At 67.6% G+C, this 25,696-nt stretch carries 29 protein-coding genes; 16 read left to right on the top strand and 13 right to left on the bottom strand.

The genetic code is table 11. The annotated features are described in order from the left end of the window. Positions 1 to 69 precede the first annotated feature (69 nt). Positions 70 to 651, bottom strand: coding sequence for a DsrE/DsrF/DrsH-like family protein (locus C5B91_RS05335; RefSeq protein WP_115819192.1), 582 nt, complete (start codon positions 649 to 651; stop codon positions 70 to 72). Then, positions 648 to 899 carry a sulfurtransferase TusA family protein gene (locus C5B91_RS05330; protein WP_049905219.1) on the bottom strand — a complete coding sequence of 84 codons (252 nt, stop codon included), beginning with the start codon at positions 897 to 899 and terminating at the stop codon, positions 648 to 650. The genes C5B91_RS05335 and C5B91_RS05330 overlap by 4 nt, the downstream gene beginning before the upstream one ends. A 269-nt stretch (positions 900 to 1,168) precedes the next feature. Between C5B91_RS05330 and C5B91_RS05325 the strand changes: the two genes are divergently transcribed. The 8 genes from C5B91_RS05325 (at position 1,169) to C5B91_RS05295 (ending at position 6,320) form a co-directional block, all read left to right on the top strand. Then, positions 1,169 to 2,356, top strand: a complete 1,188-nt coding sequence (locus C5B91_RS05325) for an MBL fold metallo-hydrolase (protein WP_008093168.1) — start codon at positions 1,169 to 1,171, stop codon at positions 2,354 to 2,356. Further along, positions 2,357 to 2,848 carry a YeeE/YedE family protein gene (locus C5B91_RS05320; RefSeq protein WP_008093165.1) on the top strand — a complete coding sequence of 164 codons (492 nt, stop codon included), beginning with the start codon at positions 2,357 to 2,359 and terminating at the stop codon, positions 2,846 to 2,848. It abuts the gene before it with no gap. Continuing rightward, positions 2,845 to 3,309: a DUF6691 family protein gene (locus tag C5B91_RS05315; protein ID WP_004043576.1), complete on the top strand. Its 465-nt coding sequence runs from the start codon at positions 2,845 to 2,847 to the stop codon at positions 3,307 to 3,309. The genes C5B91_RS05320 and C5B91_RS05315 overlap by 4 nt, the downstream gene beginning before the upstream one ends. A gap of 495 nt (positions 3,310 to 3,804) precedes the next feature. Beyond that, positions 3,805 to 3,954 carry a hypothetical protein gene (locus C5B91_RS22320; protein WP_004043577.1) on the top strand — a complete coding sequence of 50 codons (150 nt, stop codon included), beginning with the start codon at positions 3,805 to 3,807 and terminating at the stop codon, positions 3,952 to 3,954. A 20-nt stretch (positions 3,955 to 3,974) separates the two neighbouring features. Next, positions 3,975 to 4,994 carry a sulfite exporter TauE/SafE family protein gene (locus C5B91_RS05310; protein ID WP_115819313.1) on the top strand — a complete coding sequence of 340 codons (1,020 nt, stop codon included), beginning with the start codon at positions 3,975 to 3,977 and terminating at the stop codon, positions 4,992 to 4,994. Positions 4,995 to 5,137: 143 nt separating this feature from the next. Continuing rightward, a complete protein-coding gene (locus C5B91_RS05305) occupies positions 5,138 to 5,518 on the top strand; it encodes a helix-turn-helix domain-containing protein (protein ID WP_004977164.1) in 381 nt (126 codons plus the stop codon). Between the two features lie 108 nt (positions 5,519 to 5,626). Continuing rightward, entirely contained in the window at positions 5,627 to 5,833 is a 207-nt protein-coding gene (locus C5B91_RS05300) for a hypothetical protein (protein ID WP_004977165.1), read from the top strand. 94 nt (positions 5,834 to 5,927) lie between these two features. Next, positions 5,928 to 6,320: a response regulator transcription factor gene (locus tag C5B91_RS05295; protein WP_008093156.1), complete on the top strand. Its 393-nt coding sequence runs from the start codon at positions 5,928 to 5,930 to the stop codon at positions 6,318 to 6,320. Between the two features lie 30 nt (positions 6,321 to 6,350). Here C5B91_RS05295 and C5B91_RS05290 read toward each other — a convergent pair whose 3' ends face one another. Then, positions 6,351 to 8,105: a bacterio-opsin activator domain-containing protein gene (locus C5B91_RS05290; RefSeq protein ID WP_115819191.1), complete on the bottom strand. Its 1,755-nt coding sequence runs from the start codon at positions 8,103 to 8,105 to the stop codon at positions 6,351 to 6,353. Positions 8,106 to 8,250: 145 nt separating this feature from the next. Continuing rightward, complete coding sequence (locus C5B91_RS05285; protein ID WP_008093152.1) at positions 8,251 to 10,266, bottom strand: PAS domain S-box protein; 2,016 nt, start codon at positions 10,264 to 10,266, stop codon at positions 8,251 to 8,253. A 405-nt stretch (positions 10,267 to 10,671) separates the two neighbouring features. Here C5B91_RS05285 and C5B91_RS05280 point away from each other — a divergent pair, with 405 nt between their 5' ends. Both C5B91_RS05280 and C5B91_RS05275 read left to right on the top strand, forming a co-directional pair. Continuing rightward, complete coding sequence (locus C5B91_RS05280; protein ID WP_008093150.1) at positions 10,672 to 10,986, top strand: UPF0058 family protein; 315 nt, start codon at positions 10,672 to 10,674, stop codon at positions 10,984 to 10,986. Positions 10,987 to 11,070: 84 nt separating this feature from the next. Next, a complete protein-coding gene (locus tag C5B91_RS05275) occupies positions 11,071 to 12,813 on the top strand; it encodes a DNA mismatch repair protein (protein WP_115819190.1) in 1,743 nt (580 codons plus the stop codon). 75 nt (positions 12,814 to 12,888) lie between these two features. Here C5B91_RS05275 and C5B91_RS05270 read toward each other — a convergent pair whose 3' ends face one another. Continuing rightward, positions 12,889 to 13,110: a hypothetical protein gene (locus C5B91_RS05270; protein WP_008093146.1), complete on the bottom strand. Its 222-nt coding sequence runs from the start codon at positions 13,108 to 13,110 to the stop codon at positions 12,889 to 12,891. Between the two features lie 237 nt (positions 13,111 to 13,347). Between C5B91_RS05270 and C5B91_RS05265 the strand changes: the two genes are divergently transcribed. After that, a complete protein-coding gene (locus C5B91_RS05265; RefSeq protein ID WP_049913423.1) occupies positions 13,348 to 13,536 on the top strand; it encodes a hypothetical protein in 189 nt (62 codons plus the stop codon). Between the two features lie 60 nt (positions 13,537 to 13,596). On the opposite strand, the gene C5B91_RS05260 is transcribed toward C5B91_RS05265, so the two are convergent. The 3 genes from C5B91_RS05260 to C5B91_RS05250 all read right to left on the bottom strand — a co-directional run bounded on the left by C5B91_RS05260 (position 13,597) and on the right by C5B91_RS05250 (position 17,640). Further along, positions 13,597 to 15,951, bottom strand: coding sequence for an ATP-dependent DNA helicase (locus tag C5B91_RS05260; protein WP_115819189.1), 2,355 nt, complete (start codon positions 15,949 to 15,951; stop codon positions 13,597 to 13,599). 72 nt (positions 15,952 to 16,023) lie between these two features. Next, positions 16,024 to 16,413 carry a winged helix-turn-helix domain-containing protein gene (locus C5B91_RS05255; RefSeq protein ID WP_115819188.1) on the bottom strand — a complete coding sequence of 130 codons (390 nt, stop codon included), beginning with the start codon at positions 16,411 to 16,413 and terminating at the stop codon, positions 16,024 to 16,026. Positions 16,414 to 16,455: 42 nt separating this feature from the next. Further along, entirely contained in the window at positions 16,456 to 17,640 is a 1,185-nt protein-coding gene (locus C5B91_RS05250; protein WP_115819187.1) for an MFS transporter, read from the bottom strand. Positions 17,641 to 17,729: 89 nt separating this feature from the next. Here C5B91_RS05250 and C5B91_RS05245 point away from each other — a divergent pair, with 89 nt between their 5' ends. Beyond that, positions 17,730 to 19,166 (top strand): NAD(P)H-hydrate dehydratase, encoded by a 1,437-nt coding sequence (locus C5B91_RS05245; RefSeq protein WP_255409902.1) that lies wholly within the window; start codon positions 17,730 to 17,732, stop codon positions 19,164 to 19,166. After that, entirely contained in the window at positions 19,163 to 19,681 is a 519-nt protein-coding gene (moaC, locus tag C5B91_RS05240; protein ID WP_008093135.1) for a cyclic pyranopterin monophosphate synthase MoaC, read from the top strand. Before C5B91_RS05245 ends, moaC begins: the two co-directional genes overlap by 4 nt. A gap of 61 nt (positions 19,682 to 19,742) precedes the next feature. On the opposite strand, the gene hflX is transcribed toward moaC, so the two are convergent. After that, the gene (gene hflX, locus C5B91_RS05235; RefSeq protein WP_008093134.1) at positions 19,743 to 21,044 is read right to left on the bottom strand and encodes a GTPase HflX; all 1,302 of its coding nucleotides are present in this window, start codon (positions 21,042 to 21,044) and stop codon (positions 19,743 to 19,745) included. A gap of 240 nt (positions 21,045 to 21,284) precedes the next feature. Between hflX and C5B91_RS05230 the strand changes: the two genes are divergently transcribed. Then, positions 21,285 to 21,614, top strand: a complete 330-nt coding sequence (locus C5B91_RS05230; protein ID WP_004043593.1) for an FUN14 domain-containing protein — start codon at positions 21,285 to 21,287, stop codon at positions 21,612 to 21,614. Between the two features lie 27 nt (positions 21,615 to 21,641). Here the strand turns inward: C5B91_RS05230 and C5B91_RS05225 are convergent, their stop codons facing one another. After that, a complete protein-coding gene (locus tag C5B91_RS05225) occupies positions 21,642 to 22,358 on the bottom strand; it encodes a ribosome assembly factor SBDS (RefSeq protein ID WP_004043594.1) in 717 nt (238 codons plus the stop codon). Positions 22,359 to 22,482: 124 nt separating this feature from the next. On the opposite strand from C5B91_RS05225, the gene C5B91_RS05220 reads away from it, so the two are divergent. Next, a complete protein-coding gene (locus tag C5B91_RS05220) occupies positions 22,483 to 22,797 on the top strand; it encodes a NifU family protein (RefSeq protein ID WP_004043595.1) in 315 nt (104 codons plus the stop codon). Positions 22,798 to 22,927: 130 nt separating this feature from the next. Here C5B91_RS05220 and trxA read toward each other — a convergent pair whose 3' ends face one another. Beyond that, positions 22,928 to 23,263: a thioredoxin gene (gene trxA, locus C5B91_RS05215; protein ID WP_008093133.1), complete on the bottom strand. Its 336-nt coding sequence runs from the start codon at positions 23,261 to 23,263 to the stop codon at positions 22,928 to 22,930. 111 nt (positions 23,264 to 23,374) lie between these two features. Continuing rightward, the gene (locus tag C5B91_RS05210; RefSeq protein WP_115819186.1) at positions 23,375 to 24,034 is read right to left on the bottom strand and encodes a 2,5-diamino-6-(ribosylamino)-4(3H)-pyrimidinone 5'-phosphate reductase; all 660 of its coding nucleotides are present in this window, start codon (positions 24,032 to 24,034) and stop codon (positions 23,375 to 23,377) included. A gap of 120 nt (positions 24,035 to 24,154) precedes the next feature. Here C5B91_RS05210 and C5B91_RS05205 point away from each other — a divergent pair, with 120 nt between their 5' ends. After that, positions 24,155 to 25,264, top strand: coding sequence for a glycosyltransferase family 4 protein (locus C5B91_RS05205; protein ID WP_008093131.1), 1,110 nt, complete (start codon positions 24,155 to 24,157; stop codon positions 25,262 to 25,264). A gap of 15 nt (positions 25,265 to 25,279) precedes the next feature. On the opposite strand, the gene C5B91_RS05200 is transcribed toward C5B91_RS05205, so the two are convergent. Continuing rightward, positions 25,280 to 25,657 carry a hypothetical protein gene (locus C5B91_RS05200; RefSeq protein ID WP_115819185.1) on the bottom strand — a complete coding sequence of 126 codons (378 nt, stop codon included), beginning with the start codon at positions 25,655 to 25,657 and terminating at the stop codon, positions 25,280 to 25,282. Positions 25,658 to 25,696 lie beyond the last annotated feature (39 nt).

Here is a 25,696-nt window from a genome sequence, read left to right as displayed (position 1 = left end):
AGGGATTGGTTGGGTGGTGGGTTGGGGTGGACTGGGGGATTGAATGGCTGGTGGAGACGACGAGCCGGCCTAAATCATGAGTTGCACGTCGGCGTCGGCCATGTGCTGGAGGGCCGTCGCCGCGCCGACGCCGGTGGTGACGCCGTCGTAGAACTCGGCTTCGTCGTAGCCCATCAGCTCGATGGTCATCTGGCAGGCCTGGAGGTCCACGCCCATGTCGAGGGAGGTCTCGATGAGTTCCTCGACGGTCGCGGTCCCGTTTTTCTGAATCTTCTTTTCCATCATGCTCGTGGCGACGCTGTCCATGAAGGGCAACGCGGCCACGGCGTTCGGCATCGGCATGCTCGGGTTGCCGACCGCGCTGAGCTTCAGGTTCTTCGACTTCTTCTCGTGGAGGATGTCGAGTCCCCAGAACGTGTGGAAGACCACGACGTCCCAGCCGAAGGCGGCCGCCGTACTGGCGAGGATGAGCGGCGGGTACGCCATGTCGAGGGTGCCTTTGGTCGCGATGATGGTCATCGACTTCTGTCCGTCGTCGTCGGTGGCCTCCCGGAGGTCGGAGACCTCCTCCTGCAGGGCTTGGACCTGCGCGCGGAGGTCTTCGACGGAGGCGGCTCCCGCGTCGACGGGCGCGTCGGCGTCCGAGCTCATTCCTTCTGGATGAGGTGGCGGAAGACCGCGTCGCCGTCTTCCTCGGCCTCTTCCTGGTCGAGCATGGAGACGCCGTCGGTGGAGTCGGCCCAGCCCTTCAGGTCGCTCATACTACCGGAGTCGGTCGCGACGACCTGCAGAATCTCGCCGCTTTCGAGGTCGTCGACCGCGCCGCGGGTCTTGACGACGGGCATCGGGCAGGACAGTCCTTTCACGTCGAGGGTTTCGGTGGGTTCGTATGTACTCATTTTTCGAGGTCACCTGTGTTGGGTGTATTCCACAATATAGGTGTGCTTCGTAAAAGTGTGTCGGTTCTTGGGTAGGCTACACAATACTTAGGGTCCACCGACGTCACTGCCTGAATTGGGACGTTTCGAGGCACTAAGAACCATAACGCGCACTCACGAGTGCGAAATCACACTACAATCTGTCGGTCCTGCCGGGATTAGTATTGCAAGAAAATCAAACTACCATCCGAAAGCTTAAGTCGAATCATCCGATAGTGGGTGATGCATACATGACCGTTCCAGACCTGCCGGAACTCGAAGTCGACGTGCCAGTCATCGAGCCCGAGACGCTGAAAGCCCGCATCGACGAGGGCGAGCCGCTCACCATCCTCGACAATCGCGTGCCGTCTGAGCACGAGGATTGGCGCATCGACGGTGAGAACGTCTCGCACGTCAACATCCCCTACTTCGAGTTCCTCGACGAGGAGCTCGACGAGTCGCTGTTCGAGGACCTGCCCGAAGACGAGGAGTTCGTCGTCCTCTGTGCGAAGGGCCACTCCTCGGAGTACGTCGCCGGGCTCCTGATTCAGGAGGGCTACGACGCCGTGGCGCTCGAACGCGGGATGAACGGCTGGGCGAGCATCTACGAGTACACCGAACTGGAGACCGACGGCGACGCGCTCGTCGCGCAGTACCAGCGCCCCTCCAGCGGCTGTCTGGCGTACCTCGTCGTCGACGGCGACGAGGCGGCCGTCGTCGACCCACTCCGCTACTTCGCCGACGAGTACGTCGCCGACGCGAAGGCCCTCGGCGCTGAACTGAAGTACGCCGTCGACACGCACATCCACGCCGACCACATCAGCGGGGTCCGCACGCTGGTCGAAGAACACGGCGTCACGGGCGTCATCCCCGAGGCCGCCGAAGACCGCGGCGTCGACTACGACACGCCCTACGAGACCATCGCGGACGGCGAGACGCTCACCGTCGGCGACACCGACATCGAGGCAATCCACACGCCCGGTCACACGACCGGAATGACGACCTACAAGGTCGATAACGTGCTGTTCACGGGCGACGGCCTGTTCATCGAGTCGGTCGCTCGCCCCGACCTCGAAGACGGCGACGAGGGCGCGCCCGACGCGGCCGGAATGCTCTACGACTCGCTGCAGGAGCGCGTCCTCTCGCACGACGACGACGCTATCGTCGCCTCCGCGCACTTCAGCGACGCGGCAATCCCCGCCGACGACGGCAGTTACACCGCCACGCTCGGGGAACTGAAGGACACGATGGACGCACTTTCGATGCCCAAAGACGAGTTCGTGGAGTTCATCCTCTCGGACATGCCGCCGCGGCCGGCCAACTACGTCGACATCATCGAGACGAACCTCGGCGTGCAGGTGTCGGACGACGACCGCGCCTTCGAGCTCGAACTCGGGCCGAACAACTGCGCGGCCAGCAACGAAGCCCTCACGAACTAAATGTCGGGTCTGACGCCGCTCCTCGTCGAAGGGCTCTTTCCGAACGGTATCGCGCACTACGCGCTCGGCGGCCTCCTCATCGGCCTCGGGACCGCCGTCATCTACCTCGGGACGGGCATCATCGCCGGTGCGAGCACCTTCCTCGAATCGACGCTGTCGTACGTCTCCGACCTCCCGCGGTTCAACAAGGCGAAGTACGTCGCCTCGCGGGACTGGCGGGTCGTGTTCACGCTGAGCATCGTCGCCGGGGCCGCGCTCTACACCGTCCTGTTCGGTGACGGCTGGTGGGTCTCCGACGTACAGCCGTGGCGCTTCGCCGTCGGCGGCGTGCTCGTCGGCGTCGGCACCCGCATCGGGAAGGGCTGTACGTCCGGTCACGGGGTCTGCGGCGTCGGCTCGCGCTCGCGGACCTCGCTCGTCAACGTCGCCACCTTCATGCTCGTCGCCATCGGGGTCGCACAGCTCCTGAGCGCGCTGGGGGTGTCGCCGTGAGCGACGACGAACGCGGACTCGGGTTCATGCTGGTCGTCATCGCGGGCGGCCTGATATTCGGGTTCGGCCTCGCCGTCAGCAACATGGCCCGCCCGGAGGTCGTCCTCGACTTCCTCCAGTTCGACGACCTCGGTCTCGTCTTCGTGATGGGCGGGGCCGCGGTCGTCACTGGCACCGTCTTCGCGCTCGCCGAGGCGTTCGGCGACCGCGCGCCACTCACCGGGCGCGACTACGGCCGCCGGCTGAAGTCGTTCGACAAGAACGTCGTCGTCGGCGGGGTCGTCTTCGGAGCCGGCTGGGGTATCTCCGGCATCTGTCCCGGCGCGGCCTACGCCAGTCTCGGCGTCGGCAACTACCCCATCCTCATCGCCATCGGTGGGATGTTCGTCGGCGCGTACCTGCAGGGACTCTGGCGCGCCCGCCGTACCGAGAGCGCCGCGACCGGCACCTCCGCCGACTGAGCCGCCGTCGGCGAATTCGATTTCGTTCTTTTCCCGTCCGTCGTCCCCGGAGCGACGGCGACGAAGTTCTCGCCCCCTGTCGGTGAACCGCCGCCGATGGACCGCGGCTCGCGCGCGCTGCCGAACAGTCGGTGGTGGTTTTCTCCCGCGAGTCGACGTTCGACGCTCGCCGCCGATGCTCGAGAACGCCGCCGTGAGTGCCTCTCGACCGAATCCTCTCGGTTGATGTTCAGCCAAATATAGTATTGCACAATAAGAAAACAACTATTTTGTCATAGATAGCGGATAAATATGTTCGTAACGTCGCGTGATACAAAATATGGCCCGTTTCGGTGGTATTTCTATGTCCATTCTATAACTTATGTGTATGCAATAAAGATATGGTCTTGTACAGTATTCCCAAAAGCGTTATATCCTCACTCCGGTTAGCCAGCGGTGTACAAGAAAGTATGATGAGTGCAATACACTCCGGGCACCCCGAGGGGTGCTGGTAAGATGTTCGGAATCGAGACGTTGGGCGGGAACGCACAGGCCGCCGCGCTCGTCGGCGTCGTCCTCGTCGAGGCGATGGTGCTGTACGTCGGGTACGGCGCGCTGACCGCCGCACTCGGACCGACCGTTCGGAAGGCCATCGGTGGTGAGTGAGCGTGTTCGAACTACTCGGCATGTCTGCCGGGATGCTGGCCCTCTTCGTCGCGTTCGGGGTTCTCATCGGCGTCCTGTTCGGCTTCTTCGGCATGGGTGGGTCGTTCCTCGTGACGCCCGCGCTGCTCGTCATGGGCTACCCCTCGCGCGTGGCCGTCGGCTCCGGGCTCGCGTTCGTCTTCGGGACCTCCGTCATCGCGACGCTGAAGCACCGCGACCTCGGACAGGTCGACTACAAACTCGGCATCTCGATGATTATCGGGACCACGGTCGGCCTCGAAGTCGGGAAGGAAATCGTCCTCTACCTCGAAGAGCTCGGACTCGCCGGTAACATCATCAGCGTCACGTACGTGCTGCTTCTCGGCGGTATCGGGCTGTTCGTCACCTACGAGGCGCTGAAGGGCGGCGACGGCGGCGGCGTCAGCCACGACGTGGACGGCGACGCCGACATCGACGCCGACGACATCCCCGAGTTAGCCAAGAAGATTCAGAGCTACTCGCTCCCCCCGATGATAACCCTCCGCGGCGGCGTCAAGGTCTCGCTGTGGATGATTCTCTTGGTCGCGTTCGCCACGGGGCTCCTCTCGGGTTTCCTCGGCGTCGGCGGCGGCTTCATCCGCATGCCCGCGCTGTTCTACCTCATCGGCGTTCCGGTGCCCATCGCGGTCGGGACCGACCTGTTCGAAATCATGTTCTCGGGCGGCATCGGCTCGTTCCTCTACGCGCAGTCCGGCGGCGTCGACCTCTCTATCGTCGCGCCGCTCCTCGCCGGGTCGGCGCTCGGCGCGCGCGTCGGCTCCGCCGCGACCTCCATCGTCAACGAGGACGAGATCAAGATTTACTTCGGCCTGATGCTGCTCCTCGGCGCGCTCGCCGTCGCCGTGCGGCAGGCCGGGAACTACCTCGGCATGGGCGTCCTCGACTACGTCAGTCTCGCGCTCATCCTCGGGTCGGCGCTCATGGTCTCCGGCGCGGTGCTCTACAGCGCCGTGAAGTCCATGCGCGCGCCCTCGACCACCGGGGGTTCCACCGCCGACTGAGGGCGACGGCTCGCACGCGAACCGCACTCGCATCGAACGCGAATCCACGACACCGGGACGCCGTTTCTCGCCCGGTGTTGTGCAAACTATACAAACCCTTTTGAGGGCTGACCACGTAGCCCGAACCGATAATGGCTAGCTCGATGGTCGAATACCTGCAATCGGACATGGAGTGTGAGGGACTCCTCGAGTGTCTCCACGGACTGAAGCAACTCGACCGACGGTGTTTCGAGGTGCTCGTCGAGACCGACGAACACCTGACCGTCGACGAGGTCGCCGAGGCGGTCGAGCGGGAACGTTCGACCGCGTACCGCTCCATCCAGCGCCTCCTGCAGGCGGGGCTCATCCAGAAAGAACAGGTGAACTACGAACACGGCGGCTACTACCACGTCTACCATCCGACCGACCCCAACGAGGTCGCGGACGACATGCAGCGCATGCTCAACGACTGGTACGCCCAGATGGGCACGCTCATCCAAGAGTTCCGCGACAAGTACGACGAGAAAATCGTCCCCGCGGAGTAGTTTCCTTCGACCGACGAGCGGCCGCCGCCTCTCGATTGGTCGTGTCCCAAATCGATTAGGTTCCGTATTCAACGGCGCGCAGTCCATAGCTACTGCTACGACCACTCTATGTCGAAGAGTAAAAGCAGTCCCCGAAACAACGAGTTCGTCGAAGAGTGCCAGTCGTGTGAGTCCCGGACGCCGCACGACGTCTCCATCGAAATCAAGACCGAGAGCCGGAAACGCGAGAACCGCGAGTTCTCCCGCGAGCCGTACCGTGTCACGCGCTGTACGCGCTGCGGGAACACGCGGTCCCAGCGAATGAACGACGCGTGAGCGATACCCCCGCCGACCGCCGGCCACCCTCGGCAGACCACGCCCGACCCCGACCGACCGCCTCCGCCACACCGACGTAGCCACGGTCCGAGCCATGACACAGCCACCCACACCAGACGCGCCGACTGTCCTCCTCGTCGACGACGAGGCCGCCCTCGCCGATAGCCTCGCGCTGTGGCTCGAACGCCGCTACCGCGTCCGAGTCGCGTACTCCGGGCGCGAGGCCCTCCAGACGTTCGACGAGAGCGTCGACCTCGTCTTCCTCGACCACAACCTCCCCGGTCTCTCCGGCGAGTCCGTCCTCGAAGAACTCTCCCGACGGGTCGACCCGTCGTCGTTCGCGGTCGTCATGCTCAGCGCCGCGCCCGGCGACGAACTCGCCGACCTCCCCGTTGACGCCGTGCTCACGAAGCCAGTCACCAAACGCGACGTCTTCGACGCCGCCGACCGATTCGTCGGCGACGCGCCCGAAGCCAAACTCGACTAATCTCCTTCCGACGGTCCGTGGCCGCCCGCTTCAGTCGTCCGCCGACGCGGGGTTCAGCTCGTCGAAATACGTCTCGATGAGCTTCCGCTCCGCCGTCCGGAGGTGTTCGTGGAGCGTCGGCGGCGAGATGCCGAGCGAGTCGGCGACCTCTTCTGCCGTGCTCCCGCGGGGCCACTCGAAGTAGCCGGAGACGAGCGACGTTTCGAGGACCGTCTTCTGCCGGTCTGTCAGTTTCGAGTCGAGCGTCCGCCGGAAGGAGTCGGCCGACTGGACGGAGCGCTCCACCTCGCGCTTTGCGACGACCGAGACGCCGGCCGCGGCCGTCGTCACCGCCTCCACGAGCGCGCCGTGGTCGGCGTCGGCCGCGACGTGGAGCGCGAGGGTGCCGCTCCCCTCGGAGAGCGTCAACCGCTCCACGCTCGCGCCGTGGTCGATGGCGGTCGACAGCACCGCCTCGGCGTCGGTGCGGAGTTCGACGACGGACTCCTCGTCGCCGTCGGCGACGACGCGGGCCTGCGAGACGTCGGCGGCATCGATAGCGGCCGCGACCGCGTCGCACCCCGACGCGCCGGCGACGCTGACGAAACAGGTAAGCTCGTCGCCGGCGCGGGTGACGCCGTCCAGCGAGAGTCGGCAGTCGAGCGTCGCCGAGAGACCGGCGAGCACGCCGGCGTCACCCGCGCCGGCGACCTGAAACTCCAGTTCGACGACGCTGTCGCCGTTGAGAAGCTGCTTGCTCTGGGTTGCGTTGATACCGTTGCCGACGGTCGCGCCGAGGTCGGAAAACAGGCCCGCGGACTCCTCGTCGAAGCCGTCGGTCTCGTCGTAGACGACGAGCGCGCCGTACGCCGTCTCGCGGTAGTCGATGGCGACACAGAGCGCCGACACCGCGTTGAGGTCGGCGGCGTCGTCGCCGAAGACCGCCGCGCGGTGCGCCTCGGAGATGTCCTCGAAGGCGAAGCCGTCTTCGACCGTTCCGTCGATGTCGAACGCCTCGTCGACGAAGTCGAGGTCGACGCCCGCGGGGTCGAGTCCGTAGCCCGCCGCGGCGGTACACCGGAGCGTGCCGGCGGCGGTGCGTCTGAGAACGAACGCGGCCTCGTGGGCGCTCGCGACCGCGTCGCAGACGGTCTGTTCGATTTCGTCGCGGCTCCGCGCGTCGATTATCGCCCGGTCGATGTCGCGGAGGAGCTCGTTGGTCCGGTTCAGGCGGTCGAGCTGCGCCTCGCGGTTACGAATCGCCGCCTCGTGTTCGGCTCGGACCGCCTCCAGTCGACCGCGGAGGTCCGACAGCGCCTCGGGCTCGCGGAGCTCTTCCACGTCGCGGCTGTCGAGCGCCGCCTCGGTGGATTCGAGCGCGAAGTACTCGCGGACTTCGGACTCGAAGCCCGACCGCACGAGCAGCTCTTCGACCGTCTCTTTGACCTCCGACTCCGAGACGGGCTTGACGAGGTAGGCGTCGAACGGCATGTCGACGATGTCGGTGTCCGGCTCGACCGCGGTCATCATCGCCACGCGGCAGTCGAGGCCGCGCTCGCGAATCTCGTCGAGCACGTCGTCGCCCGTGACGTTCGGCATTCGGCGGTCGAGGAGGACGACGTCGACGGTATCGTCGAGTCGGTGGAGGGCTTCTTCACCGCCGTAGGCGGTCTCGACGGCGAACCGCTCGCCGTCGAGCCAGTACCGGCAGGTGTCTGCGAGGTCCTCGTCGTCGTCGACCACGAGAACGACCTGCTCGGCGGCCCGCTGTTCGGGGCTCTCGCGCGCCGAGCGTTCGGTGACCATCGTATCGAACACACAGTAACGGCGAACAGTAATATATCTGCCCATCACAGCAGGTGGAATTTAGGCGGTTCAGTGACCCGATTCGGTCGTCTCCGACGGACGGGGAACTCCCGCGACCGACTGCGACCCGACCCGCGGGCCGAACTCACGCTCGCGGGAGCGTGACGACGAACGTGGCTCCGCCGCGGTCGTTGTCCTCGATTGCGACCGTCCCGCCGTAGCTCTCGACGATTTCGCGGACCAGAAACAGCCCGAACCCGTTGCCCGGATTCGACAGGTCCTCGATGCGCTGGTCGACGATGCGGTGTTTCTCCTCGTCCGGGACGCCCGGGCCGTTGTCGGAGACGCGGAGTTCGACCGCGTCGTCGCCGGCCCCAACCTCGACTTCGACCGCCGGGTTCGGCTTGTCGTTGTGCTGGACGGCGTTTTTCAGCAGGTGCTCGATGACCTCGTCCAGCAGGTCGTCGGCGACGACCGAGACGTCGGGGAGTCGTCCGACTTCGACGCTCGCGGCCTCGGTCTCGCTCCGCAGCGACTCCGCGCCGTGGTCGACCGCCTCGTCGATTCGACGCGGCCGGAACTCGTGGGACTCGCGCTCGACGATGACCTTCATGAACGTCCGCATCGTCCCGACGAGTTCGGTCATCTCGCGGACGCGTCCCTGTATCGTTTCGAGGTGCGTCAGCCCCGCGTCGTCCACGAAGTCCTCGACGATGTCTGCCCGCGCGCCGACCACGTTGAGCCCGTTGAGGAGGTTGTGGCGGATGATGCGGTTCACGAACTCCAGTCGCTCCTGTTCGCGCCGCAACTCCCGCTCTCGCTCCTTGCGGGCGGTGATATCGTGGCCCTCGAGGACCAGAAGCGACACCTCGCCGTCGTCGTCGTGGACCGGGGTGACGGAGAAGTCGATGACGACTGGCCGGTCCGTGTTCACCCGGTCTATCTCGACCTCGTAGCGGACGAACTCGCCGTCGGCCGCGCGGTCGAGCGCGGCCCGGAGGTCGGCGATTCGCTCGTCGTCGCCGCGCCACCACGGCGTCTCCCACGCCCGCAGTCCGACGATGTCGTCGCGGTCGCCGTCCACGAGGTCGAGGGCGGCGTCGTTCACCCGGAGGACAGTTCCGTCGGGCTCGACCAGCCCGATGTACTGGAAGGTGCTGTTGAACACCGCGTCCAACTGTCGCTCGCGGCGCTTCCGGTCGGTCATGTCGCGAGTCACCTTGGCGAAGCCGATGACCTCACCGGTGTCGTCGGTCAGAGCGGTGATGGTCACAGACGCCCAAAAGCGAGTACCGTCGGCACGGACGCGCCACCCCTCGTTTTCGGCCCGGCCCTCGGTCCGCGCTCGGTCGAGAAGGCGCTCGGGCAGGCCGTCTTCGGCGTCCTCGTCGGTGTAGAACGTCTCGATGTGCTCGCCGAGTATCTCTTCCGTATCGTAGCCCTTGATGGCCGCCGCGCCGCGGTTCCAACTCTCGACGCGACCCGAGGCGTCGAGGCGGAACAGCGCGTACTCCTCGATGTTCTCGACGATGCGCGAAAACGCCTGCTCGCGGCGTTCGAGTTCGCGCTCGCGCTCCCGTCGGACGTGGGTGTCGATGCCGTGGGCGACGGCGTGGCCGAGATTCGAAATCGGCTCGGCGAGCTCCGCCGTGAACGCCCGCTCGTGTTCGGCGTACATCGTGAGTACGCCGTAGCGCGCGTCGTCGTAGACGAGGGGCACCGACGCCGCCGAGCGGTAGCCGCGTTCGAGCGCCGGTTCGCGGAACGGCCCGAACGCCGGTTCGTCGGCGATGCTGTGGGTCGCCTGCACCGCGTTCGACCGGACCGCGCGGCCGACCGGGCCGTTTCCCTCGGGGCGCTCTGCCGACACCGACACGTCTATCTCGTCGAGGTACCCGTCCTCGACGCCGGCCCACGCGGTCGGTTCCACGTCGCCGGTCGTCTCGTCGACGACGCCGACCCACGCGAACCGGAGTTCGTCCGTCTGGACGAGTCGCTCGCAGACCTGCCGTTCGATGTCCGCGCGCCCGCCGGCGTCGACGATGGTCTCGTTCACGTCCGCGACGACCTCGTTGAACGTCGCGAGGATGTCGAGTCGCTGGCGCAGTTCGCGCTCCGTCGCAGACGGGTCGTCGACCGACTGCGGAGACCCGTCGGTCATCCGTCTCGACCCCCCCTCGAACCGGCGTCCCGTCGTGCGTGCATACCCCGACTCTAACCCCCACTGACTTGTGCGTTTCTCGGTCGGTCCGAGCCAGCCCTAACCACGTAGGGCCGTGAATTACTACCGACCGCGCCATTCGACTATATGGCCACAGTGACCTGCCCGGGTCACTCGTCGTGCCCGCACGACCCTACGGCGGAATCGACAACCTACCCCCTCTCTCCGCCCTGGGGACGTGTCCCTGCCCAAACCCCAACTCCCTTTCCGCGAAACCGACCGACGAGCCACGGGTGTTTCGTTCGTGTCCCCGGTGCGTACATTCATTTCTAGCCGAGGCAGATACAAGACCAAAAGCACGCACCACCGCGCCATTTACGCCGGATGAGCACATACGTGCAACCCATGAAGAAAAACGAGCTCATTCACGTGCATTCGCTGCTCGTGGAAATCGCTACAGACTACCTCGACCGCGGGGTGCTCACGAGCGCCGACCTCGAACCGTACCACCGTCTTGGAATCGGCCCGATGGCTCTCCGGGACTGCCGGGCCGACCACGAGCACGCCGTCCGGACGCTCACGACCGCGCTCGCGGTCGGTGCCGCCCGCGAGCTCGACCGCGACGCGGAGTCGGTGCCCGGCCGACACCTGCTCCGTCCCGACGAGGCGACCGACGCCGACGCCGACCCCGACACCGACCAGCGTGTCACGTCACACTGATATTTTCTTCGCGGACTCCCCCTCGAACAGCGGCAGCACCGGCCGACGGATGGACCTAAGAGCGCCCGGTGAGACGCCCCCGGTATGCGACTCGAAGACTACTGGGGAGTCGGCCCGAAGACCTCGGACCGACTGGAATCGGCTCTCGGCAGGGAGGGGGCGGTCGCCGCTATCGAGTCGGCCGACGTGCGGGCGCTCGTCGACGCCGGCGTCACCCGCGGGCGGGCGGTTCGCATCCTCCGCCGCGCCGACGGACAGGCCGGCATCGACGTGCTGTCGACCCGCGACGCCCGCGACGTGTACGACGACCTCCTGTCGCTCGCGAGCGACCGCGCGCTGACCGAACACGCCGCCGACCGAATCCGCGTGCTGACGCCGCTCCCGACCGTCGGAGACCGACGCGACCGCCTCGACCGCGTCCTCGCGGCGCGGGAGGCGTGGGCCGACCTCGACGACGACGCCCGCGACGCCGTCGAAGCGACGTTCCGCGACTACGACGAGGCCGGCGAGACCGAGCGCGCCGCCGTTCGCGCCGCGCTCGAACTCCGGGAGGCCGGCCTCCGCGGCGAGCCGTTCGACGCGCTGGAGGAGGCCGACCCGGGCGCCCTCAGCGACGCCCTCGGCGCGCTCGGCTACGTCGACAAGGACGGCTCGGTCGCCGCGGGTGCCGACGACCGCCTCGACAGCCTGCGGAGCCGGCTCGAAACCGCGAACGAACTCCAATCCGGCTCGTTCGACGTGCTCGAAACCATCCAGTCGCGGGGCGTCCGCTCGCTGGACGACTTCCGCGCCGCGTTCGTCCAGTACGTCGCACAGGAGACCGACCTCTCGCGCGGCGAGGTCGAGGCGGTCGCCGCCGAGGACGCCCGCGACGCGACCGACTTCGTGAGCGCGTCGCTCCGGGCGCTCGTCGAGGACCTCGAAGCCGACGTCGCCGCGCGCGAAGAGACCGTCGCCGAGGAGCTACGCGACCGCATCTGGGCCGCCCGCGACGACGTGGACCTCGCGGTCGAGGCCGTCGACGAGGTCGCGCTGTCGCTGTCGCTCGCGCGGTTCGCCGACGAGTACGACCTGACGCGACCGGACATCGCCGAGACGGGGCTGGCGGTCTGCGGGGCCCGAAACCTCTTCATCGACGACCCACAGCCCGTCTCCTACGCCGTCGGCGACCACGAACTCGCGTGCGCGTCGGGGCCGACGCCGCCGGTCGGTGACCGCGTGTCGGTCCTCACCGGGGCCAACAGCGGCGGGAAGACGACGCTCCTGGAGACGCTCTCGCAGGTCGCCATCCTCGCGTCGATGGGACTCCCCGTCCCCGCCGAGTCGGCGGTCGTCGGCCGATTCGACTCGGTCGTGTTCCACCGCCGGCACGCGAGCTTCAACGCGGGCGTGCTCGAATCGACGCTTAAGTCCATCGTGCCGCCGCTTTCGGGCGACGGGCGGACGCTGATGCTCGTCGACGAGTTCGAGGCCATCACCGAGCCGGGTCGCGCGGCCGACCTGCTCAACGGTCTCGTGAACCTTACCGTCGAGCGCAACGCGTTCGGCGTCTACGTCACGCACCTCGCGGACGAACTGAGCCCGCTCCCACCCGAGGCGCGCATCGACGGCATCTTCGCCGAGGGGCTGACCGACGAGTTGGAACTGCGCGTGGACTACCAGCCGCGGTTCGGGACGGTCGGCAAGTCCACGCCGGAGTTCATCGTCTCGCGGCTGGTGGCGAACGCCCGCGACCGCGCCGAGCGCGCCGGCTTCGAGGCGTTGGCTGCGGCGGTGGGCGAAGAGGCGGTACAAAAGACACTGTCCGACGCCGAGTTCGTCGGCTGAGCCGACGCGGCGGCGCGGGGAGCTATCGGCGACGTGCGCTCTCGTCGGCTGCGCGGCGACCGCGGCGGCGACGACTCAGCACATCTCGTCGAGCGAGATGAACGCGTCGGCGTCGGCGGTCAGCCACGCCTCCATTCGGTCGCAGCAGCTGTCGCGCCGGGGGTAGACGGTGACCTGGTCCGGGCTCCCTCGATAGGTGACGACGACGCTATGGAGGAAGCAATCCCCGGTGGTATCCGCGCCGGTGCGGTCAGCGGTCCCTGCAACCGAGTCCTGAGAGGCGGGCACTTCTGACATTCGCCGTCACCTATACACACGCGACGGCGATTACATAACCTTCACTAAGTGTGGTAGTGATTGACAATACCCGTTGGTTACAAAACGTTGCACCAAGTGGGAGTACGGAGTGATACATAGCTTCGGTTTCCCTCGCGCGGGTGTGGATTCCACAGTTCCGCGGGAGAATCCGCCCCGCCGGGCGACTTCTGCCGGCGGAGACGGGTTGAAGTGCCCGGGACCGCCATCTGGCTGTCGATGGTCGATCCCACGTCCGATTTGGAAGAGAACGTAGACCCCGAAGACGCCCCGACCTGTGCGACGTGCGGGGAGCCGGTTGCCAACAATCCGACGCACCGCGTCGTCACGTGGGTCGAAGACGGCGCCGTGCAGGCGCGGCACTTCTGCGACGACGACTGCCGGGACGCGTGGGACGACGAACGCTGACGCTCTCCTGACGACACGTCTGGCCCTCGACACGCCGGCGGCGGCGCGGCGCGTCCGCGACTACTCGACTGACGACCAGAACCGGTCGAGGCCGAAGCCGAGCATGTCGGGACTGACCGGTCTGAACTCCTCGCGCTCCTGTTCCGGCAGGTAGTCGCGGACGCCGTTCCACGAGTCGCGGGCGTACCGGGCGTCAACGAAGACGCGGACGCCGACCTCGTCGGTCCCGCGGATGACGCGGCCGATAGCCTGCCGCGCCTTTCTGACCGCGGGCACCGTGAGCGCCGTCTCGAATCCGTTTCCGAACTCGCGGTCGTAGGCCGTCTTCACCGCGCGGGTCCGCGGTGACGACGTGTTGATGAGCGGGACGCCGCAGACGACGGCGGCCGAGAGCTTGTCGCCGCTGTAGTCGACGCCCTCGGTGAGCGTGCCGCGGAGGCTCGTCACGAGCACCTTCCCGTCGCCGCCGAAGAAGTCCCGTTTGAGTCGCTCGGTGGCCCCGTCGTCGGACGACTCGTCGAGGAGGACGGGCTTGTCGACGCGGGCTTCGAGCGCGCCCGCCATCCACTCGGCCTCGGCGTAGTTCGGCATCCCGACGAGGACGTTGCCCGGCGAGCGCTCGCACACCTCGACGGCGGCGTCGGTGTACGCGAGTCGCGTCTCGTTTTCCTCGCCGGGCGGCCCGCGGTTGCTGTGGGTGAACTTCGGCACGTCGACGGCGAAGCTCGCGCGGTTCGACTCGGGGAAGCCGAGGCCGAACGTCCGCTCGGCGACCGGGCGGCCGTCGTCGGTGAGGGCGTCGAGGCCGGTCACGCGACGGAACACGTCGATGGGTTCGAGCGTCGCACTCATGAGGACGCCGCCACCGAAGTCGCCGAGGCGCTCGGCGATGGCCTCGCCGGGGACGCAGTTGTGGACCGACAGCCGGACGTTGTACGCGCGACGCCACGACTCCGGCGGCTCCATCTCGTCCCACGTCCGTTCGAGCTCGATTTCGCGGAAGTGCTTTTCGTGGTCCGCGTAGGCCCACGTCGCCAGCGCCCGCCCCGCCGCGGGCGCGGCCCGGCGCTTGTCGTCTTCCTCCACCGAGTCGAGGATGCGGGCGACCGCCGAGCCGGTCGCCTCGGCGCGGACCCACGTCCCCTCGTCGTGGCCGTTCGCCTCGGCCCACTCGGTGAGTTCGTCGACGCCGGGCTCCTCGGGGTCGCGCAGGGGGAGTTCCTCGTCTTCGAGTTCGGTGAGGTCGGCGCGCCAGCCGACGTACTCGCGGTCGAGGTGCGCGGTCACGCGCCGGTCGAGCTCCTCCCGGAGGTCGCGGATGAAGTCCCGGGTCTCCTCCAGTTCGCGGAGCGTCACGTCGGCCTCCTGTAGCTCCCCGCGGACGAGTTCGGCGTCGACAGTCGACTTGCCGGCGTCGTCGAACTTCACCGGCTGGATGACGCGGGTGAACTCGCTTTCGGCGTCGCGGAGCGTCCGGTCGCCGACGCCGACCGAGACGAGGTCGCGGACGCGGGGTTCGAGCATGTGCGCCTCGTCGCAGATGACGAACGTCGAGTCGTCGACGAGCGCGCCGGTGAACGTGCCGACGGTCGTCGGGTCGAACGCGTGGTAGTAGTTGCCGACGACGACCTCGACGTTGGGCAACAGCGCGCCCATCACGGAGTGCGGACACGACCCCGCGCCCGCGGCCAGCGAGACGAGGTCTTCGGTCGTGATGAGTCCCTTGTCGTCGAACTCGAAGGGGACGGCCTCGATTGGGTCGCCGTCTTCGGGGAGGTCCGCGAGGAAGTTCGCGTAGAACGGGCAGTACTCCACGTCCTCGTAGTCCGGCATCGACTTGGGGTACGGCGTCGGGTCGCCGGCAGTTTCGAGGTAGGAGGGGCCCGCGCTCGTCGAACCGGTGTCGAGGAGGCCGGTCTGTTGCTCGCGGGCGTCTTTGGCGAGCGCCTCGGCGCTGGTCCGGCCGCCGTCGCCGACGAGCCCGCGGGTCCGGTCGCGGAGGCCCTCACAGCGGTCGTAGACGGTCGAGTCGTCGATGCCGCCGCAGCCCTCGCGGCTGTAGGGACACACGTCCGATTTGCCGACGAGCGTGAGCCCCGAGACGGGTTTCCAGTCGGTCGGGAGGTTCTCGTTGATGGTTCGGAGGTCGGCCTCGAACTGCCGGAGCTGTTGTTTGACGCTCGTGAGGACGAAGACGCGCTCGTAGTCGGAGTCGGGGTCGCGGACGAGGTCGATGCCGGCGGTGAGCGCGAGCATCGTCTTGCCGGTCCCGCACGCGCCCTCAACGACGGCAAATCCATCGTCTCGGGCGGTCTGTATCGCGGTCTCGATTCCGTCGGCCTGCTCCGGGTACGCCTCCGGGTGGCCGAACACCTCCTGCCAGGTCACGCTCTGTGGTCCAGTTGCGACGGCCATAGGGGTGTCGGTGACTGGCCGCGGACTCGTACTTGAACGTTCGCGCGAGGGGTGGCGTCCGGGTTGGCGACGCTATTCGAGAAAGGAGGCGATGGCCTCGGCGAACGCCTCACGGTCGCCGTCGTCACCGCCGACGCAGACGACGAACGGCGCGCCGGCGGCGGCGTACACCTTCATCTCGCGGCCCTTCTCGGAGTAGCGGGTGCCGGCGACGCGGACGAGGTCGGCGTCGGTGAGGTTCCCGAGGTGGTGACGGGCGTTCTGGACGGATGTCTCGACTCGCGCCGAGAGTTCGGTCGCCGTCGCCGGCGAGTCCTGCAGGCACGAAAGGAGGTCGCGGGCGGTGTCACAAGAGAGGCTTCCGAGGAGTTGCTCCGTCTCGTCGTCGTCGAGCCAATGGACGCGCGGGGCGGTCTCGTCGCTGGTATCGACGGTTCCGTCGGACGGGAGCAACCCTGACATACAATCGACATTTCGGTGCGGGAAGTAAACCGTTTCGGGAGGTCAGGCGCTCGACGGTTCGGTCCGGTCGACGCCCGGCAGTCGGTTCACCGCGTAGAGGACGGCGAGCGCGGCGACGAACACCGCGAGCCCCCCGGCGAGTGTTCGGAAGACCGACTCGAATGCGTAGTTCGCCTCGGTCAGGAAGCCGACCGCGCCGCTCCCGTTGGCCTCCAAGAGGAGCGCCGCGCCGCTGAAGACGGCGTAGGCGCTCCCGCGGGCGTCGCTCGGCAGCGACGAGAGCATGAACGTGTCGAGCGCGGGAAACAGGCTGTGGATGACGTAGCCGAGCACCGCGACGACGACGGCGACGGCGACGAAGCCCTGCGCGTACGTCAGGGCGACGAGCGCGCCGATAAAGGCGACGAGCAGGCCGAAAATGTAGGGGACGTGCGGGAGTTTGTCGGCGAGTCGTCCCGACAGCGAGAACGCGGGGACGCCGGCCGCGAAGACGATGGTGAGCATCGTGCTCGCCGTGGCGGGGTCGAACGCCTTCGCCTGCGTCATGTACGACACGAGGAAGTTGAACAGGCCCTGCCAGACGAACCCCGCGGGCGCGATGAGGAGGATGCCCGTGAGGATGAGTTTCCAGTGGCCGAGCGCGGCCGAGAAGTCGCGGTCGGCGCCCGTGCCGGCCCCCGCGCTCCCGTCGCGGGAGACGGCGTAGAGGAGGAGCGTCACGAGCGCGCCGGCGGCGGCCAGGACCCAGAACGTCTCGCGCCACGTGTACGACGCGAGGATGAAGACGACGACGGGCGCGGCGACGACGGCGGCGACCTGGCTGGCCGCGCCGTGGATGCCGACCATGCGGCCGACGCGCTCGGGGAACAGTTCGCCGACGAGCGGGGTCGCGGAGACGAAGTACGCGCCCGAGGCGAGGCCGAGGCCGAACGCGCCGATTTGGAGGGTCAGCACCGACGTCGCGCTCGCGGTGAACGCCGCGGCGACGACGAGCAGCGTGCCCGACCCGAGGACGATCTTCGACCGCGAGACGCGCGTGAGCAGGTAGCCGACGGGGATTCGCGGGATGGCGGTTCCGAGCCAGACGAGGCTCGTCACGACGCCGATGGTCGCCGGACCGACCGAGAACTGCGTCTGGAGCGTCTCGACGAGCGGCGGGAACGCGACGCGGCCGAAGTTGACGAGGAAGACGAGTCCGCAGAGAGTTCCGAAGAGGCGGCGAGTCACTACCCCGGATTCAGTCGCCGCCGTGTCAAGCGTTGCGAATCCGACCCGCGACCACATGTGTTAACGCGGCCCCGGGCCAACGGGGGCGTATGATTACGAGTCGACGCATGGCCGCGGTCGACCTGAACGCCGAGGCGCTCGGCGTGCCGCGGAAACAGCTCATGGAGTCGAGCGGGAACGCCGTCGCGCGGGCCTGCCGCGACCTCGCGGACCCCGGCGCGTCGGTCGCAATCGTCGCCGGACGCGGCAACAACGGCGGCGACGCGCTCGTCGCCGCACGGTTCCTGAAGGCGTACGACGTGACCGTCCACCTGCTCGGCCGCCCGGAGACGATTTCGACCGACATCGCCCGCGAGAACTGGGACGCCCTCGTCGCGGGCGAGGCCGACCGGCGGACCGTTACCGACTCGGTCGCCTTCGACCTCGGCGACCCGGACCTCGTCGTGGACGCGATGCTCGGCACCGGCGTCACCGGTGCGCTCCGCGAACCCGAGGCGACGGCCGCGCGCGCCATCAACGAATCGTCTGCGACTGTCCTCGCGGTCGACGTTCCCTCCGGCCTCGACGCTGACACCGGCGACGCGGCGGGGCTTGCGGTTGACGCGGACCGGGTCGTCACCTTCCACGACGACAAACCCGGCCTCGTGGACCTCGACTGCGAGGTCGTCGTCGCCGACATCGGCATTCCCGAGGCGGCCGAACTGTTCACCGGTCCGGGCGACCTGCTCGCGCTCGACCGCGACGCACAGAGCCACAAGGGCGACCACGGCGACGTGCTCGTCGTGGGTGGCGGCCCGTACACCGGCGCGCCCGCGCTCGCCGCGCAGTCGGCCCTCAGAGCCGGCGCGGACCTCGCCCGCGTCGCCTGCCCCGAAGGCGTCGCCCGCGAGGTGCAGGGCTACTCCGAGAACCTCATCGTCCGCGGCTTCTCGGGCGACCGGCTCGCGCCCGAGCACGTCCCCGACCTCCTCGATTTCGCCGCCGACCGCGACGTCGTCGTCTTCGGCCCCGGCCTCGGCGACGCCGACGAGTCGCTCGACGCGGTCCGCGAGTTCCTCGCCGCCTACGACGGGACCGCCGTCGTCGACGCCGACGCCCTGCAGGTCGTCCCCGAGGTGGAGACCGAGGCGACCCTGATTTGCACGCCCCATCAGGGCGAGTTGCGGAAGATGGGTGGCGAGACCGACGCCGACTGGGAGACGCGACGCGACCTCGTCCGCGAGTTCGCCGCCGACCTCGGCCACACGCTCCTCGTGAAAGGCGCGTACGACGTGGTCTCCGACGGCGACGCCGTCCGCGTCAACCGGACCGGGAACCCCGGCATGACCGTCGGTGGAACCGGGGACGTGCTCGCGGGCGCGACCGGCGCGCTCGCGGCCGTCTTGCCCCCGCTCGACGCGGCCGCCGTCGCGGCCTACGCGAACGGCCGCGCGGGCGACTTCGCCGCCGAGGAGTTCGGCGGCGGCCTCGTCGCGACCGACCTACTCGAACGACTGCCCGTCGGCCTCCGAGGTGACGGAGAGTGAGCGACGAGCGCGCCGGGACAGCGTCGAACGACTCGGACGACCGCGACCTGACCCACGTCGACGAGGAGGGCAACGTGCAGATGGTCGACGTGGGCGCGAAACCGGACACCCGCCGCCGCGCGGTCGCCCGCGGGACCATCCACCTCAGCGCCGACACCGTTCGGGCCATCCGCGACGACGAAATCGGGAAAGGCGACGTGTTGGCGACGGCCCGAATCGGCGCGATTCAGGCCGTCAAACACACGTGGGAGACGATTCCGATGTGCCACCAGATACCCATCACGAACGTCGACACCGAGTTCGAGGTGGCCGACGAGTCGGTCACGCTCTCCGTGACGGTCGGCACGACCGGCAAGACGGGCTGTGAGATGGAGGCGTTAGAGGGCGTGACGACCGGCCTCAACGTCGTCTGGGACATGGTGAAAGCCGCGGAGAAAAACGACGACGGCCAGTATCCGGGGACGCGCATCTCGGACGTCGAAGTCGTCACGAAGGAAAAAGAGACGCTCGACTGAGTCGGGTCGGCGGTCCGACTTCCGCCGTCCGCGCCGAGGCGGGCGGCTCCGACGGTTCGACTCAGGCCGAGTCGGCCGGCGCGGAGAGGTCGGCGGCCTTCGCCCGCGCCTTCTCGACGATTGCGGGGCGCGCCTCGAACTCGACGTGGACCTGTTCGCCCTCGTACTCCTCGGCCTCGACGTGGGCGTGGTCGTAGAGCCACGAGACGAGGCTCATCGTGTCGTCGGCCATCGGCAACAGCAGTCGCTCGCGCTTCCACGCGGGCAGTTCGCCCTCGACGCGGTCGGCCAGTTCCTCGACGTTCTCGCCGGTCAGCCCCGAAACGGCGACCGGATTGGGCGCGAGCGCCGACAGCGCCGCGCGCTTTTCCTCGAGTTCCTCGGCCTCGACCTTGTCCACCTTGTTGAACACGGTCACGATGGGCGCTTCGTTGCGCTCGTAGAGCGTGTCGTGGCTGGTGACGAGCTTCTCGCGCATCTCCTCGATGGGCTCGGAGGCGTCCACGACGAGCAACACGAGGTCGGCGCGGTAGACCGAATCGAGCGTGGACTTGAACGACTCCACGAGCCAGTGGGGGAGGTCCGAGACGAACCCGACGGTGTCGGTGAGAAGCACGTCGCGCTTGCCCGTCTCGGCGCGGCGCGTGGTCGTCCCGAGGGTGGTAAACAGCTTGTCTTGGGACTCCGCGGTCGGGTCGAGGTCCGGGTGAAGGTCGTCGTTCTGGCCGACTTCGAGGTCGGCGGCGAGCCGCTGCATCAGCGTCGACTTCCCGGCGTTCGTGTAGCCCGCGAGGGCCACGAGGTCGAAGCCGGACTCGCGGCGCTGTTCGCGCCGGGTCTCCTCTTTGTCCGCGATGGCGTCCAGTTCGTTCTTGATGCGCGAAATCTGGGCCTTGATGTCCTGCTCGCGGCTCTCGTCGTACTCGCCGAGGCCCATGAACCCGGGGCGCTCGTCGCGCTTCGCCAGCGACGCCTTCGCCTCGGCGCGCGGCAGTTCGTAGCGTAGCTCCGCGAGTTCGACCTGTAGCTGCGCCTTGCGGGTGTTGGCCCGCTGGCCGAAGATTTCGAGGATGAGCGTGAAGCGGTCGATGACCTCCGCGTCGTCCGGGAGCTTCTGGGCGATGTTGTACGTCTGGTAGGGGCCCAGTCGGTTGTCGAAGACGACGGCGGCGGCGTCCTCACGCGCGACGAGCGACGCTAACTCGCCGACCTTCCCTTCGCCGAAGTGGAACGCGGCGTCCTCCTCTCGGGTCTGGGTGAGTTCGCCGACCACCTCGTAGCCCGCCGCGCGGGCGAGGTCGGAAATCTCCGTGAGGTCGGCGTCGCCGCGGTCGACGCGCTTCGCGACGACGACGCGACTCATCGCCGCACCTCGAGTGTGGGGTACGTAGCCTGCACTGTGTCAGTCGGTACTAGCCGCCGGAGGCACTTAAGCCCCGCTCGGCCGGGGTCACGCGTCGAGATGGCGTCCCGTCACCTCCCGTTCCATGGCCGCGTTTGGACGCCGGGACTCTTGTAGGTTGCCCGGACGCGACCTGACAGTTCGGTGACTGCGACAGTCTCCCCACAAATCACTTATACCAACGGGCGGGATGTTCGCCGTATGGACCCCTTGCAACTGAGCATCGACCCGCAGCAGCTCGGCATCGAGTTCGGGAGCGGGGCCGTCATCGGCGGTATCATCGGCTTCGCGGCCAAGAAAATCGCGAAGCTCATCGCCGTCATCGTCGGCCTCGAACTCGCCGTGTTCAAGTTCCTCGAATCGCGGGGCATCATCACCGTCGACTGGGAGCGCCTCACCGGCGGCCTCGTGAGCGCCACGCAGGACGCCGCGACCGGCGCGCCGCCGGACTGGATTTCGACGGTGCTCTCGACCCTGTCTATCTCCGCCGGCTTCTCCGGCGGTTTCCTCGTCGGCTTCAAGAAGGGGTAGTTCGCGTTCGAGACTCGCCGACGCGCCTCAGAGTTCGTCTTCGTCCTTGACGATGCGCGTCTCGGCCGTGCCGCTCGTGATGTTGTTCACCTTGTCGTAGAAGTCGTTTTGCATCCCCGCGGGGAACGTGATGACGCCGACCCACGAGCCGTCGTTCTGCCACTCCTCGCGTTCGAGGTCGCCGTAGCTCCGAATCTGTGCCTGTCCGCTGCCGGCGTACTCGGCCGGGAGTTGGACGGCGACGGTGACTTCGGCGAACTTGATTGGCAACACGGGTCGGAGCGCGTCGAGCGCGTCGTCGACCTGCGACTCGACCGGCTCCATCGGGTCGATTTTGAACCCGGCCTCTTCGAGCGCGCGCTCGATTCGCTCCGGCGGGTGCGGCGAGTCGTTCATCTGCGGGTTGACCGCGTTGCGGGCGATGCGGTTGATGAGCGACTTGCGCTTCTGTTCTTGCATCTCGCGGCGCTGTTCGGCCGTGATCTGAATCTCCCCTTTCTTGACGACCTCGGGGATTATCTGGAGCGGGTCGGTCGTTCCGAACACCTTCTCGAGGTCGTTCTCGGCGGGGCGGTCGCCGCGGGAGGCGTCCTCGAACACGTCTTCGGCGGCGATGACCTCTTCGAGGTCGCCGTCGAACTCACCGCGCTTTATCGAGAGCGCCGCGTCGGGGTCGATGAGCACCTCGAACCGCGCGCCGTGAGATTCCAGGCGGGCCGTGACTGCCTCGTCGAGTGAAATCATAGGTTCCGATACTCTCTCCGTGGTAAAAAGCCCTCGCCGACCGACTCCCCCGACAGCGTCTCGCGAAATTCGCCGCGACCCGTTCGGAGCAATCGTTATGCTCGCCCGCACCCCACCTCTCGGTATGAGTTCGCAGACGTCGGAGAAGTCCCTCGAAGAACGGCTCGACCTGTTCATGCGGCGGAACTTCCCCCAAATCGAGATGCACGGCGGCGACGCGGGTATCGAGGCAATCGACGAGGAGACCGGCGAGGTGTGGATTTCACTCACCGGCGCGTGTTCCGGATGCGGCATCTCGCCGATGACGATTCAGGCGCTGAAGGCGCGCATGGTCGCCGAGTTCGAGGAGATAGACGCGGTCCACGCCTCGACCGGCGGCTTCTACGACGACGAACCGGGCGCGGGGTTCGAACCCGACGTGTCCGACGCGCCCTTCTGAGCGGCCTCTGACATCGCTTTTCGACCGAACCGCCCCGACGAGCGACGCCGCCCCGAGCCCGCGCCGCGCCGTCGCTCGCCGTGGGAGAAAACTGAGGAACCGAGTCGAGTCGAGTCGAGCGGACGCCGAGTTACGCGGCGGCTTCGATGATGTCGACGAGGTCCTCTTTGCTCTGGACGCCGATGACCTCTTTGACCTGCTCGCCGCCGGCGTAGAACTGCAGGGTCGGGACGCTGCGAATTCCTTTCTCGCGGGCTAGTTCTTGGAGTTCGTCGATGTCGACCTTGGCGACGACGGCGTCGGTCTCCTCGGCGATTTCCTCCACGGTGGGTTCGAGCATCTTACACGGGCCGCACCACTCGGCGTGGTAGTCCACGAGGACGACCGCGTTGTCGGCGATGAGTTCGTCGAGGTGGTCCGAACTCTCGACGTGGACGGGTGCATCGGTTGTCTTCGGAGTGCTCATACCTCCACGTATCGGCGCGACACTCTTACCCATTGCGCCTGTTTGCGTGCCGACGCACGACCGCGAAACTCCGTGTTCGCGGCGAAACCGGCCGGATTCAGGGAGCGATCCTCAGCAGTCGTAGGTCAGGAGCACGCCGTCGTCGACGCGCTCCACGTCGCGGAGCGATAGCTTGGGAAAGTCGGCGACGAAGCCCTCGCCGTCGGCGAGCGTCGGCGCGTCGCGGCCCCCGATGACCATCGAGCCGACGTAGAGTGTGAGTTCGTCGACGAGACCGGCCTCGAACAGCGAGAAGATGAGTTCCCCGCCGCCTTCGACCATGAGCCGGTCGACGCCGTGCGATTCGAGCGCGTCGAAGGCGTCGGGGAGCGACACTCGCTCCGCGCCCGCGACGACGAGTTCCGCGCCGGCGGAGTCGAGCGCCTCGCGGCGGTCGGCGGGCGCGGCCTCGGAGACGAGCACGTAGGTCGTCGCCGCGTCGTCCAGAATCCGGGCGTCGGTCGGAGTTCGAGCGCGCGAGTCGGCGACGACGCGGGCGGGATGCGGCGGGTCGCCCCGTTCTTCGCGGGCCGCGACGAGGTCGGGGTCGTCGAGCGTGAGGTGCGGGTCGTCGGCGAGGACGGTTCCGACGCCGACGGCGACGGCGTCTGCGGCCGCGCGAATCTCGTCCACGCGGGCGAAGTCGTCGTCGCCGCTTATCATCACCTGCTCGCGGCGGCGAGACGAGAGCTTGCCGTCGAGGCTGGCGGCGGCGTTGACGTGGACGTGCATACTCGCGGGTCGTCGCCGCGGCGAAAACGCCTTTCGGTGGGGTGCCGTCGCAGTATTGCCGGACAGGAATTAAATAGGCCTCTGTGGTACATTGTGGCATCTATGACTGCCAAGGTCCTGATGCTGGGGTGGGGGTTTCCGCCGAACGTCAGCGGCGGGCTCGACACGCACGTCGGCGAAATGTTCGAGCGACTCGAAGACCGGGATGACGTGGACATCGAACTCGTGCTTCCCGCCGAGTACGCGCCGGACCGCGAGGGAATCGTCGGGGTCCCGACGGGCGAAGGGGACATCATCACCCGAATCGGACGGCTGGGGTCGACGTTCGCGGAGCGCGCCGCCGAGGCCGACATCGTCCACACCCACGACTGGTTCGGCTACGGGCCGGGGTCGCGCGCGAAGTCGAACAACGAGGACGTGGAGTGGGTGACCACGTTCCACTCGCTTTCGTCCGACCGCAACATCGACCCGCCGCAGCGGGAAGTCGAGACCGAGCGCCGAATCGCCGAGCGCTGTGACCACCTGCTCGCGGTGAGCGAACTCCTCGCCGACAAGGTCAAACGGGAGTACGGCGGCGACTGCCACGTCATCTACAACGGCTTTTCGGAGTGCGAGACGACGGGGCGCGACCTCAAAGAGGAACTCGGCATCGACGGGAAGATGCTGTTTTTCGTCGGCCGGCACACCGACCAGAAGGGCATCTCGCATCTCGTCTACGCGATGGAGAAACTCGCCCGCGACGACGTGACGCTCGTCATGGGCGGGTCGGGTCACCTCACCGCCCAACTCAAGCGCTTCGCCGAACTGCTCGGCGTCGAAGACCGCATCAAATGGGCCGGCTACGTCCCCGAGGAGGCCCTCGGCGACTACTACGCCTCGGCGGACCTGTTCGTCTCGCCGTCGCTGTCCGAGCCGTTCGGCATCACCATCGTCGAAGCGCTCTCGACCGGCACGCGCGTCGTCGCCACCGAGAGCGGCGCGGCGGAGGTCCTCCCCGAGGACTGCGTCATCGAGGTCGAACCCGACTCGCGCTCTATCGCCGACGGTATCGAGTACGGCCTCTCGCTGGAGGGAGAACCGGAGTACGAACCGTACACGTGGGACCGCGTCGTCGACGAGACGGTGGAGTACTACCACAGCATCCTCGACGGGGACACCGACGTCTCTGCCGGGGCGGAAAACGAAGTCGAAGCCAGCGACGCGGACGCCGACGAGGCGGACGCGAACTGAGCGGGCGACCCCCGTTCAGCGGAGGAGGCGCACGTCGGTCACCGGCTCGGGGTGGCGAATCCGGTAGCCGCCGTGGGTCGGCACCATCCCTTCTCGCGGCATCGTGCCGCGGGCTGACTGATACGGCGAGTCGTCGGTCTGGACCGACTGGTACGGCGAGTCGTACGCCGACTGGTAGGGGCTGTCCGACGACTGGTACGCGCTGTCGGTGGCCGCCTCGGCGTCGAACCCCTCCGGCGGGAGGTAGATTCGCTCGCCGGACGCCGAGCGGACGACGACCGCGCTGTCCTTGTCGCCCTCCATCACGATGGTCGTCCAGCCGTCCTCGATGGTCACAGAGAAGGAGACCTCCTCGTCGGCGGCGTCGGCGTCCGGGGTCTCGTCGTTCGACATACGACTCCAACTGACACGCGAGCACTTAGTGATTCGCCC

It is taken from the genome of Haloferax sp. Atlit-10N (assembly GCF_003586325.1).
GTDB classification, from domain to species: domain Archaea; phylum Halobacteriota; class Halobacteria; order Halobacteriales; family Haloferacaceae; genus Haloferax; species Haloferax prahovense.
This window is presented reverse-complemented; position numbering and strand designations above follow the sequence as displayed.

Bases quoted from the DNA above. Each gene is read 5' to 3' on its own strand.
- C5B91_RS05225 (WP_004043594.1), bottom strand. From the start codon at position 22,358: ATGATTTCACTCGACGAGGCAGTCACGGCCCGCCTGGAATCTCACGGC.
- C5B91_RS05280 (WP_008093150.1), top strand. From the start codon at position 10,672: ATGAAGAAAAACGAGCTCATTCACGTGCATTCGCTGCTCGTGGAAATC.
- C5B91_RS05295 (WP_008093156.1), top strand. From the start codon at position 5,928: ATGACACAGCCACCCACACCAGACGCGCCGACTGTCCTCCTCGTCGAC.
- C5B91_RS05255 (WP_115819188.1), bottom strand. From the start codon at position 16,413: ATGTCAGGGTTGCTCCCGTCCGACGGAACCGTCGATACCAGCGACGAG.
- C5B91_RS05220 (WP_004043595.1), top strand. From the start codon at position 22,483: ATGAGTTCGCAGACGTCGGAGAAGTCCCTCGAAGAACGGCTCGACCTG.
- C5B91_RS05300 (WP_004977165.1), top strand. From the start codon at position 5,627: ATGTCGAAGAGTAAAAGCAGTCCCCGAAACAACGAGTTCGTCGAAGAG.
- C5B91_RS05305 (WP_004977164.1), top strand. From the start codon at position 5,138: ATGGTCGAATACCTGCAATCGGACATGGAGTGTGAGGGACTCCTCGAG.
- hflX (WP_008093134.1), bottom strand. From the start codon at position 21,044: ATGAGTCGCGTCGTCGTCGCGAAGCGCGTCGACCGCGGCGACGCCGAC.
- C5B91_RS05245 (WP_255409902.1), top strand. From the start codon at position 17,730: ATGATTACGAGTCGACGCATGGCCGCGGTCGACCTGAACGCCGAGGCG.
- C5B91_RS05290 (WP_115819191.1), bottom strand. From the start codon at position 8,105: ATGGTCACCGAACGCTCGGCGCGCGAGAGCCCCGAACAGCGGGCCGCC.
- C5B91_RS05320 (WP_008093165.1), top strand. From the start codon at position 2,357: ATGTCGGGTCTGACGCCGCTCCTCGTCGAAGGGCTCTTTCCGAACGGT.
- C5B91_RS22320 (WP_004043577.1), top strand. From the start codon at position 3,805: ATGTTCGGAATCGAGACGTTGGGCGGGAACGCACAGGCCGCCGCGCTC.
- C5B91_RS05310 (WP_115819313.1), top strand. From the start codon at position 3,975: ATGTCTGCCGGGATGCTGGCCCTCTTCGTCGCGTTCGGGGTTCTCATC.
- C5B91_RS05205 (WP_008093131.1), top strand. From the start codon at position 24,155: ATGCTGGGGTGGGGGTTTCCGCCGAACGTCAGCGGCGGGCTCGACACG.
- C5B91_RS05260 (WP_115819189.1), bottom strand. From the start codon at position 15,951: ATGGCCGTCGCAACTGGACCACAGAGCGTGACCTGGCAGGAGGTGTTC.
- C5B91_RS05210 (WP_115819186.1), bottom strand. From the start codon at position 24,034: ATGCACGTCCACGTCAACGCCGCCGCCAGCCTCGACGGCAAGCTCTCG.
- C5B91_RS05265 (WP_049913423.1), top strand. From the start codon at position 13,348: ATGGTCGATCCCACGTCCGATTTGGAAGAGAACGTAGACCCCGAAGAC.
- C5B91_RS05275 (WP_115819190.1), top strand. From the start codon at position 11,071: ATGCGACTCGAAGACTACTGGGGAGTCGGCCCGAAGACCTCGGACCGA.
- C5B91_RS05200 (WP_115819185.1), bottom strand. From the start codon at position 25,657: ATGTCGAACGACGAGACCCCGGACGCCGACGCCGCCGACGAGGAGGTC.
- C5B91_RS05270 (WP_008093146.1), bottom strand. From the start codon at position 13,110: ATGTCAGAAGTGCCCGCCTCTCAGGACTCGGTTGCAGGGACCGCTGAC.
- C5B91_RS05325 (WP_008093168.1), top strand. From the start codon at position 1,169: ATGACCGTTCCAGACCTGCCGGAACTCGAAGTCGACGTGCCAGTCATC.
- C5B91_RS05230 (WP_004043593.1), top strand. From the start codon at position 21,285: ATGGACCCCTTGCAACTGAGCATCGACCCGCAGCAGCTCGGCATCGAG.
- C5B91_RS05335 (WP_115819192.1), bottom strand. From the start codon at position 651: ATGAGCTCGGACGCCGACGCGCCCGTCGACGCGGGAGCCGCCTCCGTC.
- trxA (WP_008093133.1), bottom strand. From the start codon at position 23,263: ATGAGCACTCCGAAGACAACCGATGCACCCGTCCACGTCGAGAGTTCG.
- C5B91_RS05330 (WP_049905219.1), bottom strand. From the start codon at position 899: ATGAGTACATACGAACCCACCGAAACCCTCGACGTGAAAGGACTGTCC.
- C5B91_RS05285 (WP_008093152.1), bottom strand. From the start codon at position 10,266: ATGACCGACGGGTCTCCGCAGTCGGTCGACGACCCGTCTGCGACGGAG.